General features: G+C 44.5%; 10 protein-coding genes. 1 reads left to right on the top strand and 9 read right to left on the bottom strand.

Annotated elements, in window-relative coordinates:
• The first annotated feature begins 140 nt into the window (after window positions 1-140).
• On the top strand, window positions 141-1340 hold the full coding sequence (locus FW774_RS19095) for a hypothetical protein (protein ID WP_149349947.1): 1200 nt from the start codon (window positions 141-143) through the stop codon (window positions 1338-1340).
• Between the two features lie 652 nt (window positions 1341-1992).
• Here FW774_RS19095 and FW774_RS19090 read toward each other — a convergent pair.
• The 9 genes from FW774_RS19090 to FW774_RS19050 all read right to left on the bottom strand — a co-directional run bounded on the left by FW774_RS19090 (window position 1993) and on the right by FW774_RS19050 (window position 18504).
• Window positions 1993-5973, bottom strand: coding sequence for a hybrid sensor histidine kinase/response regulator transcription factor (locus tag FW774_RS19090; protein ID WP_187774963.1), 3981 nt, complete (start codon window positions 5971-5973; stop codon window positions 1993-1995).
• A 206-nt stretch (window positions 5974-6179) separates the two neighbouring features.
• Complete coding sequence (locus FW774_RS19085) at window positions 6180-7631, bottom strand: sulfatase (protein WP_197739894.1); 1452 nt, start codon at window positions 7629-7631, stop codon at window positions 6180-6182.
• Between the two features lie 13 nt (window positions 7632-7644).
• The gene (locus FW774_RS19080) at window positions 7645-9048 is read right to left on the bottom strand and encodes a sulfatase (protein WP_187774962.1); all 1404 of its coding nucleotides are present in this window, start codon (window positions 9046-9048) and stop codon (window positions 7645-7647) included.
• 3 nt (window positions 9049-9051) lie between these two features.
• Entirely contained in the window at window positions 9052-10302 is a 1251-nt protein-coding gene (locus FW774_RS19075) for a purple acid phosphatase family protein (protein WP_149349943.1), read from the bottom strand.
• Window position 10303: 1 nt separating this feature from the next.
• On the bottom strand, window positions 10304-11638 hold the full coding sequence (locus tag FW774_RS19070; RefSeq protein WP_149349941.1) for an alkaline phosphatase family protein: 1335 nt from the start codon (window positions 11636-11638) through the stop codon (window positions 10304-10306).
• A 138-nt stretch (window positions 11639-11776) separates the two neighbouring features.
• On the bottom strand, window positions 11777-13843 hold the full coding sequence (locus FW774_RS19065) for an arylsulfatase (RefSeq protein ID WP_149349939.1): 2067 nt from the start codon (window positions 13841-13843) through the stop codon (window positions 11777-11779).
• Between the two features lie 46 nt (window positions 13844-13889).
• Window positions 13890-14837, bottom strand: coding sequence for a formylglycine-generating enzyme family protein (locus FW774_RS19060; RefSeq protein ID WP_149349937.1), 948 nt, complete (start codon window positions 14835-14837; stop codon window positions 13890-13892).
• Window positions 14838-14958: 121 nt separating this feature from the next.
• Window positions 14959-16635, bottom strand: a complete 1677-nt coding sequence (locus FW774_RS19055) for a sulfatase (RefSeq protein WP_197739893.1) — start codon at window positions 16633-16635, stop codon at window positions 14959-14961.
• A gap of 93 nt (window positions 16636-16728) precedes the next feature.
• Window positions 16729-18504: an arylsulfatase gene (locus tag FW774_RS19050; protein ID WP_149349935.1), complete on the bottom strand. Its 1776-nt coding sequence runs from the start codon at window positions 18502-18504 to the stop codon at window positions 16729-16731.
• Window positions 18505-18906 lie beyond the last annotated feature (402 nt).

The following is an 18906-nucleotide window of genomic DNA, read 5'->3' as shown; positions in this document are numbered from 1 at the left end:
GTAACGATATGTATCCTTATATTTTAGCGCAAGTCAGAAAAAGTAAACCTTTATAAACATTATTATATTTACATACAAGTTTATTATGATTCCTTAGCGTTTTATACCAAAAGCACTAAGGAATTTTATACTTAAATACAATGAAACCATTATTCTTACTTCTCTTATCACTAACCATAGCTTGCCACCAGAGTACACATATCACCAGTGTAGAACCAACATATTCCGTTACAACAGTAAAGCCATTATCTTTCGGCCGGGATATCCAATTATTCCGGCATAAAAAAACACAGGATGGTAATGTAGAATTTTTGGCTCGTATTTATCCGTTACTGGGATTAAATACTGAACAAGTATATGGAATAACAAAATTTATCACTTTTTCTCCTTTGGGTGATACGCTAACGACTAAAGCTGTACGGTTTAATCATGATATTATAGACTACATCAAGGTAAAGAATGGCTATTATGCGGTCACAACCGACCGTAACACACTTCACTCGCCAACCGTCGACTATCTGGAAAAATACAATCTGCAGTGGCAGCTTATCCACTCCGAGGAGTTAACTGTTTCCAAATTTCCCAGGGGTAATAGCCTGATAGATACTACACATAACGGAGAACTATTCTTAGTATCTGATAACAGGAAGCCCATGCGAAAAGATGATAAAGGTATGGGATTATCCATGTTCAGGTTCTCGCCTGAAGTAAGACTTATTGCAGAAAAGGATTTCATAACCCCAGAGTATTGTAATCCGACATCATTATTACGAACTTCTGATGGCAATTTTTTAATCACAGCGGCAACATCACGCAACGAAAGGCCGATTACACAACTACTTAAAGCAAACGCAAAAGGGGATATTATTTGGCAGAAACAGCTTAATACGCAATGTGACGGACCGGTTATAGCATTAAAGGACAGAGGCTTTCTATTTTATACTATTGATTGTAAGTTTCCTTATGAAGCACCATTAAAACCCTATTTTCGTATTATCAAGTTCGACAAAAACGGGAAAATACAATGGCAAAAAATCATTAAAGGCCCTATTGACGTGGTCACTGGAGATGCGCTTGAAACCGAAGACGGATATTATCTCTTTACAGGGAATGTCCAGTTCTCTGAAAATGGCCCTGTTCAGAATATTGTTTTTGAGTTAGATAAGAAGGGGAACCGGAGATTCACCTATTTATTTAATTACAATACTGACCCGCACAGCCGACCAGCACTGATTACGGGTAATGGAGACATTCTCCTGTACGGGTTAAAGCAAGATGCTATAGATAAACGAACAGTAATCATATCTCATTTAAAAAAACAAACTGAACAGGAACGTTAGCATATGGTTAAATTTGCATAAGGCTGTCTCACCAGATCTCCTGCCAATGACAGATTTTTCCAGCTAATTGATTTCAACACTGGCTTTCTTATTGTTGGCCTCCTCCACTGTCCGGAGTGTTTAGCGAAAGCGTCACTCCGGATTAGTAAATGATGATGAGTTTCTGAACTCATTTAAGCAGGGCTAAACAATCTGAGCTCAATTATAAGTTTCTGATTATTAACAGATTGCTTCATTCCAACACACAACTCCAACCCTTTCCCGAAGTCTCGTATAGGCGTCAAGATAAAAGCTAAAAAGCCCCTGCCGTCCTTCCGCCCCGAGTACTCGGGGGATCCGGAATCTCCTAAATAGCAGCATAAGCGCCGCTTTACTCCCGAAATCTCGGGATGGATCAAGTTCAGGGTAACGGGGTTCCGGGCTTTTTAGCTCTGTCTGTGCTTTTTGAACAATTGATTGATTTACAGCCAATTATTAATATTTCATAAAATTAACTTGACACTAATGCGAAGTCTCGGGACAATGACGTACCTATTTGCATCCTTGCGAGAAGGTACGACAGTTATTACAGCTCATACCTGTATTTACAAGCGTATACGCGGCGTACGGTGCGCCAGCGTGTGGGTTTTTATATTTATTTTACGAGAATCTGCTATTGCGGTACCTGGTGCTTCTCGACAAACTCGCTGGGCGTTAGCTGAAACTGCTGGTAAAAACATTTTGAAAAATACGAATGTGAGTTAAAACCGACCATATAGCATATCTCCGAAATAGTATACTCGTTAGAAAGCAACAGACGGGCTGCATGTTTAAGGCGTATCAGCCGGATGAACTCATTGGGCACATGGCCTGAAAGGGATTTGAGCTTTTTATGTAAGCTCGAACGGCTCATACCTACATCCCGGCTCAGCTCTTCTACCGAAAGCTGCGGATCGGTAATGCGCTCTTCGATAATTTCCACAATTTTTTCCATGAACTTTTTATCCCGGCTGTTGGTTCCCAGGCTGTTCACGGTCTCAAACGGATGCTGTGCGAATTTTTCACGCAATAACGTCCGGGATTCGAGCAGGTTTTTCATCACGGCCGAAACGTGTTTCCACTTAAACGGCTTGATGATGTACGAATCGGCGCCATTTTCTATACCCGCAATTTCGGCATCTGAATTACCTTTGGCTGTTAACAATATCAACGGAATGTGGCTGTAATTAATATTGGTTTTTACCTGCTTGCAGAACTCCAGGCCATCCATTTCGGGCATCATCACATCCGAGATCACCAGGTCTACCGTATGATTTTCGAGCATGGAAAGCCCCTCCCGGCCATTACCGGCTTTAAGTACGTTGTATCCTTCGTTACGTAGTGTACCTGAAATAAAATCGATCAATGATTCATCATCCTCTACCACCAATACTGTTGTACGGTCAGCATCATCAACTTGTGATTCACCGGTCTTATCAATACTCTCTACAATGGCATTTTCCTGCTGATTTTCATCCGTATAAGGGATCAGCACGTTGAATGTGGTGCTCACACCTTCTGTGCTGCTTACCTCAAGCCGGCCGTTATGCTTTTCGGTCAGCGATTTTGCCAGCGACAAGCCTATGCCTGTTCCGCCAAGATTAGTATAATGATGCTCTCCTTCGGATACTTTAAAGAACTTTTTAAAGATATTATCAATTTCGGAGGCGGGTATGCCGATTCCGTCATCTTCAATACTCACCGAAAAATACACTTGTCCCGATTCATCTTTTTCCGGCTCATTGATGCTTATCCTTACTTTGGTTCGTGTAAACTTAAAGGCATTTATGAGCAGGTTATTCAGAATTTTAGTGAGCGCTTCGGGATCGGCCTGCACCATTAAGCGGCTGATCTTGGTGCTTAATGTAAACTTTAATCCTTTCTGATACGGGATGGCGGAAAACCGCGAATAAATGGCATGCACAAATGATACCAGCTCGATATTCTCAGTATGAAGGGTATAAATATCGCTCTCAATGCGCCTGAAATCGAGCAACTGATTGACCAGGTTCAGTAACCGGCTGGAATTTTCGTCCATAATGCGTAATTGCTCTTGTTCCTGGGGCTCCCATTTGTTTGAATTTAGCAGCTTTTCAAGCGGGGCAATGATCAGCGATAATGGTGTGCGCACTTCATGGGCCATGGCTGTAAAGAATTCTATTTTCTGTGTATAGAACTCCTGCTCCCGCTTGTTCTTCAGGCGTTCAAGTTTTATCTGGTTCTTCTTACGGGCCTGGTTAATGATATATCGCCGTAAGCCGATAACACTGCCAATAATCAGCAAGAGGTATATGATATAAGCCAGGTCGGTACGGTAAAACGGCGGCTTTACGGTTAGCCGGATGCTTGTTTCGGGTACATTCCAGTTATCTTTATCGCCCGTTGCTTTTACTTTGAACGTATAGCTTCCGGGAGGTAAATTGGTATAGGTTGCCTTACGCTGATTGCCTACATAGTTCCAGTTTTTATCAAAACCTTCCATCATATAGGCGTAATGTGTTTTTTGCGGAGCGATGTAGCTTAATGCCGCATACTCAAAGCTGATTACCGACTGATCGTACGCCAGTACAATATTTTTAGCAAAGCTGATCGGCTTGGTGAGCGGCCCTTCAATGCTGTCCACATTCACATCCTGGTTAAACAGCTGAAAATTGGTTAATGTTACCTGTGTTTTGCCATAGTTATTCGCAATACTATCCGGGTAAAACGCGTTAAAACCTTTTATTCCACCAAAATACAACTTACCGTCCGAAGCTTTATAATAGGCCGTATAGTTAAACTGCTTGCTTTGAATAGAATTCCAGCCGTTATAATGCTTTGCCTTACCGGTACGAAGATCGAGCTTATAAATACTATTATTAGTTGATATCCATAAGTTTCCGTTATCATCCTGCAAAATACCATAGATCACGTTGGCATCAATTCCCTCCTGACTTCCGTAGACTTTTACGGTTCTGTCTTTTAAGCTAAAGCGGTTCAATCCGCCGCCATCTGTCCCGATCCACAAATTTCCGGCATGATCATCCAGCATACAGGTCAGCCTGTCCGAACTCAGAGAATGCGTCTTACCATCTGCCATATAGTGCCTCCATTTGCCTGAACGCTTATTTTTTACAAACAGCCCGTAGTTATAAGTGGCAAACCATATATTGTGGACATTGTCTTCGTAAATATCATAGATATAACCACTGTCAAGCCCCATATCGTTAATCCGGATAAATGAGTCTGTTTGGGGATTATAGATATTCAGCCCATATACAGTACCTACCCAAATCGTATTATCCTTATCCTGGTATATGGAATAAATAATATTACTGCTTAAGGAAGTAGAATCACCCGATATATTTTTATAACGTTTTATCTTCCCTGTTTTCGGGTTATAGATATTTAATCCGCCGGTAAATGTACCAATCCAGATATTACCCGCATTGTCCTTAAACAGGGAATGGATATTATGGTAAGATAATTCGTCCTGACCGGGCGAAAATGGGTAATGCTTAAACTTACCGGTGACAGTATTAAAATAATTCAGACCGCCATCTTCAGTTCCGATCCAGAATTTTCCAGGCTCATCCTCCAGAAAACAGCTTACCGCACTACCGCTAATAGAGTTGGCCTGCGCCTTGGGGTAATAAAGCTCAAAACTATAGCCGTCATTCCGGAAATAATCAACTCCACCAAAGAAAGTACCCACCCAAACATTGCCTTCACGATCCGGACAAATGGAATATACCGCATTATCGCTGATACTAAAAATATCACTGGATTGTTTTTCATACGATACAAACTGATCTGTAGCCAGGTTGAGTACTCCCAGTCCTTTCTCTGTACCCACATACAATTTACCGGGGCCTGGCTGATAAATAGCACGAACAATATTATCTTTGATCGTTCCCGGCCCCGATTTTTTATAGGTTTTAATAGTACCACTGTCTTTACGCCAGACATTTAATCCACCCTGTACGGTTCCTATCCAGATATTATCTTCGTTATCAGCATATAGCGTAAGAATACTGTTATTTGAAAGATTACTGTTTGTTGCAGTATAATGTTTAAACTTCAGGCTTAGCGGATTAAGCATATCCACTCCACCTCCATAAGCTCCTAACCAGATATTACCGCTCTTATCTTCTGTAATTTTACGAATTTGATTGGCTGAAGGCGAAGTATCCGTATGGCTGGCAGTAAACTGCCTGATCTGTCCGTTTTGCGGATCATAGCGGTAAAGGCCTGCACTATGTGTGCCAATCCACACTATTCCACGTTTATCGCGATGGATATCATACGTTAACTTATCGGCTAAAGGGGCGAAATGTGTAAATTCATCCGTTTCAAGATTAAGGATATAAACGCCTCTTTCTGTGGCCACCCACAGATTTTTTGTATCGTAACGGCAGATATCGTGAATAAAATTATCGCCTAATGAGCCGGGTTTTTGCTTATTGAACTGGTACGATTTGAACCGGTAGCCGTCAAACCTGCTCAGCCCGTTTTTGGTTCCAAACCACATATAACCCTGATCATCCTGCGCTATGCACCAAACGGTATTTGAACATAATCCATCTTCCACAGAATAATTCTTAAACAGTATTTGCTGACCGAAAAGATTATTCATCCATCCGAACAGGATTATGTTTAAACACAGGCGCATTTTTATGTTCACGACGCTAATTGCAAAATTTAAAAGTCAAGTTACTCATTTCCCTGATATGCCACAAAGGCGCTAAGACACGAGGCTATATTTTCATCTTTTTATGCTACTAAGGCTCTAAGGCACAGAGTTTATTTCTTTGTGCCTTAGAGCCTTAGTGGCAATAGGTGCTATTTTTTACCTTTTTTCTTATTTTTATTCATATTCACTGCATTCATATCCGGAGCTTCGGCATTTACTTCAGTTTTCCATTTATCGAGCATGGCTTTCAATTCTGCTGTTTTATCCGGCATTTTGTCTGCCAGGTTCTCTTTTTCGGATGGATCATTTTTCAGATCATACAGTTCCAGCCTGTCGTCTTCATAAAAATACAGCAATTTATAATCACCTTTACGTATGGCGCTGGCCATCCGGTTTTTCCAATGCCCGGTTTCTGATGGATAATGCCAGAAGAACGTATCGCGTTGCGGCTGGATCCCTTTTGCAAGCAAGGGCAGTATGCTTGTACCATCCAATATGTTACCTGATGGATTTTTAGTGCCTGCTACATCCAGGAAAGTAGGATAAAAATCAATGCTGCAAACCGGAACATCGCTCACAGCGCCAGCCTTTATTTTACCGGGCCAGCGTACAATAAGCGGCTCACGGATACCGCCTTCATACAGCCAGGATTTGCCGGCACGCAAAAACGCATTATTAGCTACTTTGCCGGCACCGCCATTGTCTGAGAAGAATATCAGCAGCGTATTTTTCTCCAAACCGTTCTTTTTCAGTGTTTCCATAACCTGTCCAACGCCGGCATCAATACGCTCCAGCATTGCTGCCAGATACGGATTGTCTTTATGATCGGCTTCATGCCGGATATTGGCCGGGCCAAACAGTTCTTCTGCCTTACCTGCGCCATATTTGGCATCGAATTTCTTTTTGTATTTATTTACCAGTGCTTCGGGGGCATCAAGTTTGGTATGCACACTGTAAAACGTCAGGTACAGGAAAAACGGCTTTTGCTTATTGCGTTCAATAAATTTACAGGCTTCGGCGCTTTGCCGGTCGGTAAGATATTCGTTTTCGGCGCCGGTAGTGAAGGTGCTTATCTTGTCGTACGGGAAGAAATAATCGCCATCGGCAATGTACTTGGTTTCTGAACCGATAACTTCGTCAAAACCGTGCTCTTTAGGCCCGCCACGATGGTTTTGAAAATCGGTATCCAGGTGCCATTTACCTACTATGCCGGTATGATAGCCTGTTTTTGACAGCGCTTCGTTAACGGTAATATATTTATCCGGATCTAAAAAACGGTCTGTTTTTCCGGGCAGGAAATCGGTGATGTGCACCCGTGCGGGATATTGCCCGGTCATGATACTTGCCCGCGTAGGCGAACAGATAGGCGCCGCGGCATAAGCCTGCATAAATTTTGTTCCTTCAGCCGCCAGCTTGTTTAAATTAGGTGTTTCGTTAAAGGTGTTCCCGTATGCCTGTAATTCACCCCAGCCCAGGTCATCGGCCATAATGAACACTATATTAGTTTTTTCACCTTTCCCGGGTTGGGCAGATGTCAGGTGCGGCAGGGTCATGAGCACCCCGGCCATTATCAGACAGTTATTTAACAATTTTTTCATCATATCTCTCCTCATATTATTTGTTATCCCGCTCAAAAGGTACATCCATTGCAGCGCCTTTATCGCCTTGTTGTTTCATCCAGTCGTTTAGTTTAGCAGTAAATTTATTGATCAACTCTTTATAAGATACATCTCCCGCAAGGTTATTCAGTTCCCAGGGGTCTTTCTGTATATCGTAAAATTCCACAGCGGGATGATGCACAATACGGTTTGTGGCAAACCGGGCATGCTCATTTGTATCTACCCGTGCCATCCAGGTGCTCCAAACACTATTCTTTTTAGCCGGGTTCATAGAGTACTTAATATAATAATCTTTCGTTGAAAGTAGATTGAGTATCAATTTATAATGGGTATCCCGGATACTCCGCATCGGATATGGATTCCCTTCGGGGAAATTATTATGGATGCCATAGGCGTAATCACGATGCGTTTGCTGCTTGCCTTCAATTACCGGTAAAAAACTACGTCCGTCAAGACCTTTAACAGCTTTACCACCGGCAATATCGATCAAGGTTGGTGTAATATCTTCATACTGAACGATAGCCTCTGTTTCGGTATGAGGCTTTACTTTCCCCGGCCAGCGTACAATCATGGAGCTTTTCTGTCCATAATCCCAGCAGGTCCATTTACCACCCGGGAACTGCGGTCCCTGTTCACCTAAGAATATAACGATAGTATTTTCATCCTGCCCGGTTTCTTTAAGCATGTGCATAACATCGCCTACCTGGTTATCCAGCCGGCGTACTTCGGCCAGGTAATGACAAAATGCATCACGCGTTACTCTGGTGTCTACCCAGTGTGGCGGCAATTTCAGCTTAGCGGCATTAAACTCGGAGGGGTCGCCGTTTGTCCAGGGCGCATGCGGGTTAATGCTCATGATAAACAGGCAATACGGTTTATCTTTCTGCGTGATAAACTGCTTCACACTATCCAGAAAATAGTCATCGGTTTTTGAAACGCAATTCGGCTCAAAGCCTTTTATTATCCGAAACGGGAATACCGTGCGGGGCGTGGTGCTATGATCTTTCCCCGTAAGAGCAACCTCGTAGCCTGCATCTCTCATGTAATGGCATACGCTTTTCAGGTTATCATAAACGTGCTTATGGTTTTGGTATGAACCGTGCCTTGCGGGATATAAGCCGGTAAACAGGGATGCCCTTGTAGGTACACACATAGCCTCCGACGCATAGATCTGGTTAAACTTCAGGCCCTGATCTGCCAATGCATCGATGTTTGTTGTACGGAGATTCTGACCGCCGTAACAGCTTAGCTGTCGCGAGTCCAGATCATCAGCCATAATAATGATGATATTGGGCTGTTTCTTAGCCGGCAATGGCTTACCGGCCTGTGCGATAAAGGATGAACACAGCATAACACCGGCTGCCAGGAATGTAATAAAAGGACTGAAGTTTGTTTTCATAAATTAAAGGGTTAAAGTGCCTACAGTTTTTCCGCTGTCATCCAGCATAGTCAGGTTTAGCGCATTGCTATCCGCTTTAACAGCTATCACCGTGCGCTCGCCATCCTTTGGCCCACCGCCAATTACAATGGGAAAGTTATGCTGACCGGTAACAGCCGTGCGTATTTTGTAACGATGCGTATGTCCGCAAATCATCAAATCTATGTTGGCTTTATTTAATACCGGAACCCACAGTTCGCGACAGGCTGTAGTACCGTGGGCATCTTTATTAGCGGTATAATACGGTGGGATATGCACAAAAACCACCTTATATTTTGCCTTACGAAATGCCGGTTTCCGCACTTCCTGCTCCAGCCATACTTTTTGCTCCATGCGATAGTCGTCAAAATCAAGGATACCGCCATAAGCCGGGTGGTTATCTTCTTTGTCTTCGCCCGAATCAAGCACAATGGCATACATTGGGCCCAACTGAAAGGAATAATAGAATTTATGCTCACGTCCATTCACATAATCCGGCAGTTGCCTGCAATATTCACCACGGGCTTCGTGGTTTCCCCGCGAATAAATGAACGGTGTTTGTGTCGCGAATAAATTGGTAACCGGTTGCAACAAGTGTGCTACAATCTGGTCTTCGCCATCTTTCAGTGAGCTGAAAATATCGCCGTTAAGCAGGACGAAATCTTTTCCGGTTGCACTTGCGTATTGCATCATGTGCCCAAATGTTTCGGGCCGGTCGTGTACATCATTAAACACCAGGAACTCCGCTTTACCGGCTTGTGATACCGGCGTTTTAAATGCGTATACCTTACTTTCGGCAGTTTCGGCATACGCAATCTTACCGGCGGTAAAATGGTCTACTCTTTTAGATACCGCCTTGTAATAATAGGTTTTGCCCGGCTGGAGATTTTTCAGTACAATATTATGAATGGTATTATTGGCTTGTACCAACCCGTCTGTTACCGTTTGTGCTCTCTGGTTCAGCATATCCGGACTTTCGCCATATTCTACCCAACTGTAGGTACGCACATTGGTAATCCAACGAACAACCGCACTGTTTAGCTGAACAGCCTGCAAATAGGGCTTGCATTTCATTATTTCGCCGGTTTGCCAGGCTAAAGGCTCTTCGTCTGCCAGCGTAACCAGCGGATTAATCCCGGCGGCGGCCCCGGCTAACCCCAGTGATGTAATGAATTTTCTGCGACTGAGCGATGTCCCCGCCTGTGCCGTATCTTCCCGTTCAAGTGTTTCTTCCATATTATCTGCCACTTAAAATCCCCGATATCAAAATGCCGTCGGGAGCTTTAAAATTCAATCCCAACAATTGCGAAACCAAGGGCGCCACATCTTTAATACCCATTTCCGGAATTTCCTTTTTCTGGTTAATGCCGGCACCAATAGCGATGAAACCGGTGTTTATCTCATGGAAATCGGGATAATAACCGTGTGCGGAACCTTGCTTCTTCACTTTCCTTAAGGGTTCGCCTGCAAAGGCGTTTGATACCGTTATACCTTTTTTCATTGCAATTCCTAAGGCAGCTTCGGGGTTTGCTCCGATTTTGTCCAGTGCTGTACGATCGAGCACCCGGAATAAAGCCTTTTTATCTTCCGGCAGATCGGCCAGGATTTTCTTCACTTCTTCCAGTGTTTTGGTATCGTTTTTATCTTTCAGGTATAAAAACGCCGAGCCGCCTGCCGGATGAAATTTCGCACGCCAGTTTTTACCATCGGTAAGTATTTGGTGCTGTGCCAGGTAAACATTGGGTGCAAACGAGGCTTTGGTGTCCACATGTCCGTGATCGCCGGTTATGATAATAGCTGTACTGCTTTTTAAGCCAGCATCGTTAACGGTTTTAATTACGGTGCCAATCATGCTGTCTATCACCGCCACCGCGTTCTTTACTTCGGCAGCATCGCGTCCATGAGCGTGCTGTTCATGGTCGGCACCCAGAAAATGGATGGCCGTAAGGTTAGGCTTATAGGTTCTGATGATATAGCTGGCCAGGTTGCCTACCGTTTTGTCGAAACGATCGTGAGCAGAGCCAAAATCTTCTTTACTCAGCGTTCCATACGCTTTTCCGTAATCATCAATCAGGGTTGAAGGAGTTACGTAGGGTCGCGTTACCGTGAGTTGGTCTGTTTTTTCGTCGTCATCTGCCCGGCGTACAGGAAAATTATAATTAATGGGTGCGCCCACGGTTACCGGCCACATCACGGCTGCCGAGGTCATGCCGGCTTTTTTAATGGCATCCCACAAAGTTCCGGTTTTAATATAGCTTTCTTCCCAATACCAGTGCCCGTTCTTTGCACCAAACGGAACATTATAATAAATACCGTGCCTTGCCGGGTATGCTCCTGTTACAATAGTTGTATGCGACGGATAGGTTACTGACGGAAATACGCTGTGCACTTCATCGGCATATACGCCTTCTGCCATTAAACGCTGCAAATTAGGAGCTGGCCAGCTTTTGTCTTTATAAAAATCCGGCCGCAGGCCGTCAATACTGACCAGGATAACGTGCTTTACTTTTTGTGCATAAGCGGCGGCACAGGTTGTTACCGTAAGTGCCAGAATGAAAATAATGCGCTTCATGTGAGTTGTGAGTTATACGTTGTAAGTTGTACGTTATAGGTTTTACGTCAATTCTTTACTTTTTAAAGACTTCCGAAGTTTGTTTAATTGGCAAGCAGTAGAAAAACTTCGGAAGTCTGCTGTTTATTACATTATAAGTTAATGCTTCATTGGAGTCAGCGTTACGTCGTCTATCCAGACCTTATCGCCGGAGGCGAGAGTACCAAAATACAGTGCAATACGGTAACGTCCGTCTTCGGGAACTTCTGCCGATTGAAAACTATTTTTGGCAGGGCTGGCTGAAACCTCAATTTTCTGGTCAAGCAGCTTCGGCGCTCCCGGGCTCACTTTTTCCATACGCAGATAATAGGTGGCTGCCTTGTTGGCTACCGAGTTAACAGAAATGGTAAATTTTTCGCCTTTTTTTGCCGGGAAGGGCCAGTTCATAGCTATACCGGCCGGTTTATCGCCGGGCTTATTCATGGCAACTACAGCAGATCTTTTTCCGCTAAGCCGCCCCGTAGTATCTACGCTTACAACGCCTTTTACTTCGGGATTTATCTTTACCTTCCATCCGCCCAGGTTATCATCAAAATTGCCGTTTATCATCCGCTGGTAATCCTGCTTCCGTTCTCCATAACCCCGCGTATCTAAGGGAAAAATACCGATCTGTTTCCCCCAGTTTTCCCAGGTGGCGTACATTTTTTTCACCTTATCGGGATATTTGGCCGCCAGGTTATTCATCTCGGTAGGATCTTCCTTCATGTTGTACAGATCGAGCGATTTCATATCCAACTGCCCGTTTTCGGGAGTTTTTGCGACCAGCTTCCAGTCGCCATCGCGTAAAGCGATATTGGCTTCATGCTCCCAGAAAACCTGCCCGCGATTATTATGTCCGCCTGTAAAATTGGGGGCCAGGCTTTTGCCCTGCATGGGATGGATTTTATTACCCTTATAGGTAAGCGGATAAGTGGCATGCGCCACATCCACACAGGTAGCCATAATATCGGTGATGTGACCGTAATCGTCTATGAATTTATTATCCAGGTTTTTGGATACGCCGTTTGGCCAATGCACAATTAAGGGCGTGGCAATGCCGCCTTCGTAAGTATAATGCTTATATTCTTTGAACGGAGTGCTGCTTACGTTGGCCCAGTTTATACGATAGCTTTCAAAGGTATCTTCTTTTCCGTCAACGGCCTTACGTTTCCCGCTGCTGATAAATTCGGCACAGGCGCCGTTATCGCTCAGGAAAAAGATCAGGGTATTATCTAACTGGTTTTCTGCCTTTAGTTTGGCAATAATGCGCCCGATGCCCTGATCCATAATATCGATCTGTGCGGCATAAATAGCCATACGCATGGCCATGTCTTTCTGTTTTGCCGGACTAAGGCTTTCCCATGCAGGCACTTCGGCATCCCGCGGTGACATCACGGTATTTGCCGGAAATAAGCCGAGTTTTCGCTGTTTTTCAAACCGCTCTTTACGGATAACATCCCAGCCTTTGGTGTACACATCTTTGTATTTGTCGATATCCTGCTGCAATGCCTGTAAGGGCCAGTGCGGCGAGGTATAGGCCACATACATGAACATGGGCTTATCCTTGTGTTTGGTAAAATGTTCGTCGATAAATTTTACGCTGGTATCGCTGATGGCATTGGTAAGGTAAAAATCAGCCGGAGCCTTATAACGTTTGTTATCGCTGTAAATTACCGGGGTAAAATAGTTTGCACCGCCGGGAATAATACCGAAATAACGGTTAAATCCACGCTGATGCGGCCAGTTGTCGGTAACCATACCTTCTATTTTACGCTCATTCGTTAAATGCCATTTACCGCTCATATAAGTGTCATACCCAGCGCTTTTCAACACCTCCGCGATAGTTACCGAGTTGTTATTCAGGTTTCCCTGGTATTCGGACCTGCCCATATCGGCAGCAGCCATCCAACCCATACCGGCCTGATGCGGATATAAACCTGTAATGAGCGATGCCCGTGTGGGACAGCAGCGTGCCGCATTATAAAATTGCTTGTATTTAATGCCTTCTGATGCCAGGCGATCAATATTTGGCGTTTGTATTTCGCCGCCATAGCAACCGATATCTGAAAAGCCCATATCATCGGCAAGAATGAGAATAATATTAGGCCGTTTACCGGTATCTGGATTATCATTGGCAAAAACCTGAATGCCAAGAGTTAAAATAAATAGTGACAGGATGATTTTCATATATAAAATTCAAAATTCAAAAGTTAAAAGTCAAAAAGCAGCCACCTTAGCATGCTTTCACACATCGAAATCCCACATTAGAAGCTGTACTACCGGGCGTGCTTGACGAACGGGCAGCTACACGATACCGGTTGCAATAGGATTGATGGCACAGAAACGAACCGCCTTTGATCACTTTCGCCTGTCCCTGAGGCGGTCCCTGCGGGTTAAGCAACGAAGCTGTGCAATGAAAATCGGCGCTGAACCAATCGGAGCACCATTCCCATACATTTCCGGCCATATTATACAGACCGTAGCCGTTCGGTTTGAAGCTCTTTGCCGGAGCTGTTCCAAGGTAACCATCTTCTAAAGTGTTCTTTCCAGGAAAAACGCCCTGCCAGATGTTACAATAATGTTCTCCGTCAGGCGTCAGCTCATCTCCCCAGGGAAACATTTTCTGCACCAAACCTCCGCGGGCGGCATATTCCCATTCTGCTTCGGTTGGCAGCCGTTTGCCTGCCCAACGGGCATAAGCCACGGCATCATTCCAGGATATATGTACAACCGGATGTTCCATCCTGTCTTTCAGCGAACTGTTCCAACCTTCGGGATGATTCCAGCATGCACCGGGAACAATGCACCACCAGGGCGTTTGCTCTACTACTTCGATATCACCGGTTAACGTTTTCTGGTCTAACAACCCGTCAAACACAAACGACCAGCCAAATCGCTCGGCATCGGTTTGGTAACCGGTAGCCCGTATAAATTCAGCGAACTGCGAGTTGGTGACCGCTGCTTCATCCATATAAAATGAATTTACCGTTACTTCTCTCACCGGGCCTTCACCATCGGCCCAAAAACCTTCATCGCTTTCTGTGCCCATCAGAAAGCTGCCACCGGGAAGCAAAACCATACCTTCCACGGTATTATTCACGTTCGGTGGCAACCCGCCTAAAACGTTTAACACCGACGCAGGCCGTTGGGCGGAGCAACATGGTTTTGATTCTGCATTCATGGGTTCTTCTTTCAATCGTTTTCGTCTCAGATTTCGGCGTTACAAACGCCAGGTAAGTATGCACCCGTTAAAAACGGGCGCAGGCTAACCTCGTTAAAAACGAGCGCAAGCCAGGCTTCTGCTATAAATTCTTTTTCAACTCTTCTTCCGGCTCGTTACGATAGGGAGCCCAGTAATTTCTCGGATCGCGTTTATAGCCATACTTCCGCATTTTATTGGGCCTCGGCAAAGGCAGCGGATCCTGCGTACGCAGCTCCCAGGCCAGCAGATCCTGCAACAACTCGGTTTGCTTATCTTTATACTTGTTATTTCCGTAAAGGTTATTGATTTCTGCCGGATCTTCTGCCAGGTTATATAACTGGCCGCTTCCCTGCATATCGTAAACCAGTTTCCAGTTGTCTTTACGCAACATGCGCATGATGCCGCTCTGGCTCCAGGTATTCAATTCATCAAACTCCTCCTTGCCTTTGGTTATGGTTCCATCCTGTGTATAGGGATCATATTCCCGCAAATTGGTGAAGTGCAAGCCGCCGAAGCCTTGCTGTACCACAATACTCTCAAACTCGGCCTTTGGATATTTATCGCCGGTAAGCAAGGGCCATAAGCTGCGTCCCTGCACACCATCAGGTAACCGTACACCTAACATATCGCAAATAGTGGGCATAATATCTACGTTAGATACATGCGCCGTGTGCGGTTGCGCATTTTTTGCAATGCCGGGGCCGTGCCAGATCATCGGAATACGGGTTAAACATTCGGGCACTTCCACACCTTTTTTAATCAGGCCGTATTCACCGGTAAAATCGCCGTGATCGCCTACAAAAATGAGGATGGTATTGTCGTACAGGTTTTCTGCTTTCAGGAAGTCAACGAACTTTTTCACCTGGTCGTCAATCAGGCGCAGCATACCGTAATAATTACTACGTATGCGGGGAATATTCTTTTCAAAATGGGGGTAGCCCATCTCCATCATTTTTTTCTGTAATACCCACTTATTCCCTTTCTTGGGTAAAACTTCTGCCCCTGCTTTTACCGGCGGCAATGTTTCGGGAGGAAACATGGAATAGTAAGGCTCTGATACCTGGTACGGGTTATGCGGCTCGGGAATGGACATATACAGGAAAAATGGTTTATCCTGCTTTTGAGCTGTATTTTTTATCCAGTCGGCCGAATCTTTTGCAATTCGTGACGGCAGCTGCATTTCGGCAGGAAAAGGCGCCGGTTTCAGGCTGACGTAATAATGAGTACTTTGCAAATACTGATTAAATGCCTTTTCTTCATCGGTTTCGGGTTTATCAACGCCTAAATGGAAATATCCTTTCCAGTAATCAAAATGTTCCGGCTTGAGGTAGCTGTGGTTTTTACCGACAAGCGCCGTAGTGTAACCTTTTGATTTTACTACATCGATCAGATCGGCTGTATAGGTAGCATCCTGCACATTCATGTTTGATTTTACCCGTGTAGCGTTGGGAAAACGACCGGTCATCATCGACGTTCGGCTGGGCACACAGGCCGGAGCCGCACAATACGCCTTGTTCAACCAGGTTCCATCTTTAGCCAGGCTGTCAAGAAAAGGCATGGTATCTAAAGGAAACCCTTCACGTTTGCAAGCATCGGCACGTATCTGGTCGGTTATGATCAGAACGATATTAGGCGCATTTTTTGCGGGTGTAGATTGTCCCAGCGGATTCACATATCCTTTAGGAAGATCTGCTTTTACAATGGCGGGCACCATGCCCGAGAGCATTAGTCCACCTATCTGTTTCAGCGCTTTTTTGCGTGTTATTTTTTCCTGCATATTTTAAAAGTCAAAATTCAAAAGTTAAAATTCAAAAGTTGAGTCCCGTATCCCGAATGGTACAGCAATTGCCAATATCCATTACTGATGGCTCTATTTCTGTATCGGATCAATATATTCTGTTCGAAGCGGCTTTTTCAGCTCCTGCCATGGTGTTGGGTAAACGGGAACTGTTTTTGTCCATTCCTCCCACATGGCGGCCATCTCTTTCACCCTATCAGGATATTCTCCTGCCAGGTTACGGGTTTCGGCCCTGTCGGTTTTGATGTTGTATAACTCCCACGGCCCTTTCTGATAGTATTTCCATAAACCATATCCGCCGTCCATTACCTGTCCTGTAGATACCAGCTTCCAGTCGCCCATGCGTACCGCCCGGTTCATTTCGTGCTCCCAGAAAATGGCTTTTCGGTTTATAGGCTTATTGTAAAATGCCGGTACCAGGCTTACGCCAGCCACCGGAGTTATTTTATTACCGTTAAATTCTGTAGGATATCTGGCTCCGGCGAGATCAACAATAGTTGGCATTATATCGATAAAGTTACCTATCTGGTTACGAAACTCGCCCTTACTTTTTATACCTGCTGGCCAGTGGGCAATTAACGGCGTGGCGATTCCTCCCTCATGAACATAATGTTTATATTCTCTGAAAGGTGTATTGGATACCTGTCCCCAGGGTTTCAGATAAGCCAGATAGGTGTCTGCCGGACCGGCCATTACTTTTTTGCCAGCCATAACCAGCTTGCCGTCACGGGTTATAGGCGGAATGCCTTCTGACTGTGTTTCATTTTTCCCCAATGCCTTTAATCCTTCGGTTTTTCCGGCGATGGGCTGTGTCTTTCCTTCCGGACCACCGCCATAGCCAAGTCCCTCGGCATTACCGCCGTTATCTTCCATAAACAGGATGACGGTATTTTCAAAAATGCCTTTCTTTTTCAGCTCGGAAACCATACGGCCAATGCCCTGGTCCATAATATCTATCATAGCAGCGTAGGTTTCCATACGACGGGCCATGGCTGCTTTATCGGGTTCGTCTTCCCAGGTATGGGTATCTAATGGCGGCAGTATCACCGATGAATCGATCAATCCCAATCGTTTCATTTTATCCAGACGCTGTCTGCGGATAACGTCCCAACCTTTATCATAACGTCCTTTATATTTATTGATGGCTTCTTCGGGCGCCTGCATCGGCCAGTGTGCCGCGGTATAAGCCATGTACATAAAGAATGGCTGTTTGCCTTTATCGTCTTCAATAAATTTTATGGCATTATCGGTAATGGCATTGGTAAAGTAATAGTTATTGGGTTTGTATTCAGGATCATTAAAAGGCGAAATGAGCGTATTGTTACGGCATAACGTACCAGGATCATAGTAGCTTCCGGCTCCTTTCAGGATGCCGTAGAACTTATCAAATCCGCGTTGAATCGGCCAATCGTAATTTGGACTATCCTGGCGGGTATCTTTTTCATATTGCAGGTGCCATTTACCGGCCATATAGGTGCTGTAACCAGCACTTTTTAATACCTGTGCAATGGTTACACAATTTTTATTCAGCTGCGCCTGATATCCCGGCAGGTTATGATTAACGGCATCCATCCAGCCTATGCCGGTTTGGTGCGGATATAAACCGGTCATTAACGATGCTCTTGACGGACAGCAACGTGCCTGGTTATAAAACTGGGTAAAACGTATACCATCATTTGCCAGCGCATCCAGGTTGGGGGTTTCTATTTCGCTGCCGTAACAGCCGATATCCGAATAGCCCATATCATCCGAAAGGATTAGAATAATATTAGGACGTTTTTGCTGGGCATTTGCTGTAGCAATAATAAAAAGGAATGCTAACGCAGAAAGTATCTTGCAGTATTTCATTTAACAGGAATTATTGGTTATTGTGTTACAATATTAACGAACTCTGGCCAGCCTGCACTAATATATTTGTTGCTATTGTTAGCAATATTGTAGCGTTGGGTAGTTGACAATGGATAGTTGACAATGGATAGTTGACAGTGGAGAGTGGACAGTGGAGAGTTGACAGTGGAGAGTTGACAGTGGATAATGGACAGTGGATAATGGATAATGGCTGACAGCTAACAGCTATATGCATGTAGTTCATGAGCAATGGTCTGGAGCTAAAGAGGGTCAGGAAAGATAAAGGGCCGGAAGGTGGAGGTTTAGGGATTACCAAACAACTAACGGTAGTGTCTTGAATTTTGTGTAAGTAAAAAAAGATGTAGGTCATTCCTATTGTGATTAAAGAAATTCAGAACTTTA

It is taken from the genome of Pedobacter sp. BS3, from assembly GCF_008274585.1.
Taxonomy (GTDB): Bacteria; Bacteroidota; Bacteroidia; order Sphingobacteriales; family Sphingobacteriaceae; genus Hufsiella_A.
Note: the sequence above shows the minus strand (reverse complement) of the source record. Positions and strands in the feature narration are given on the sequence as shown.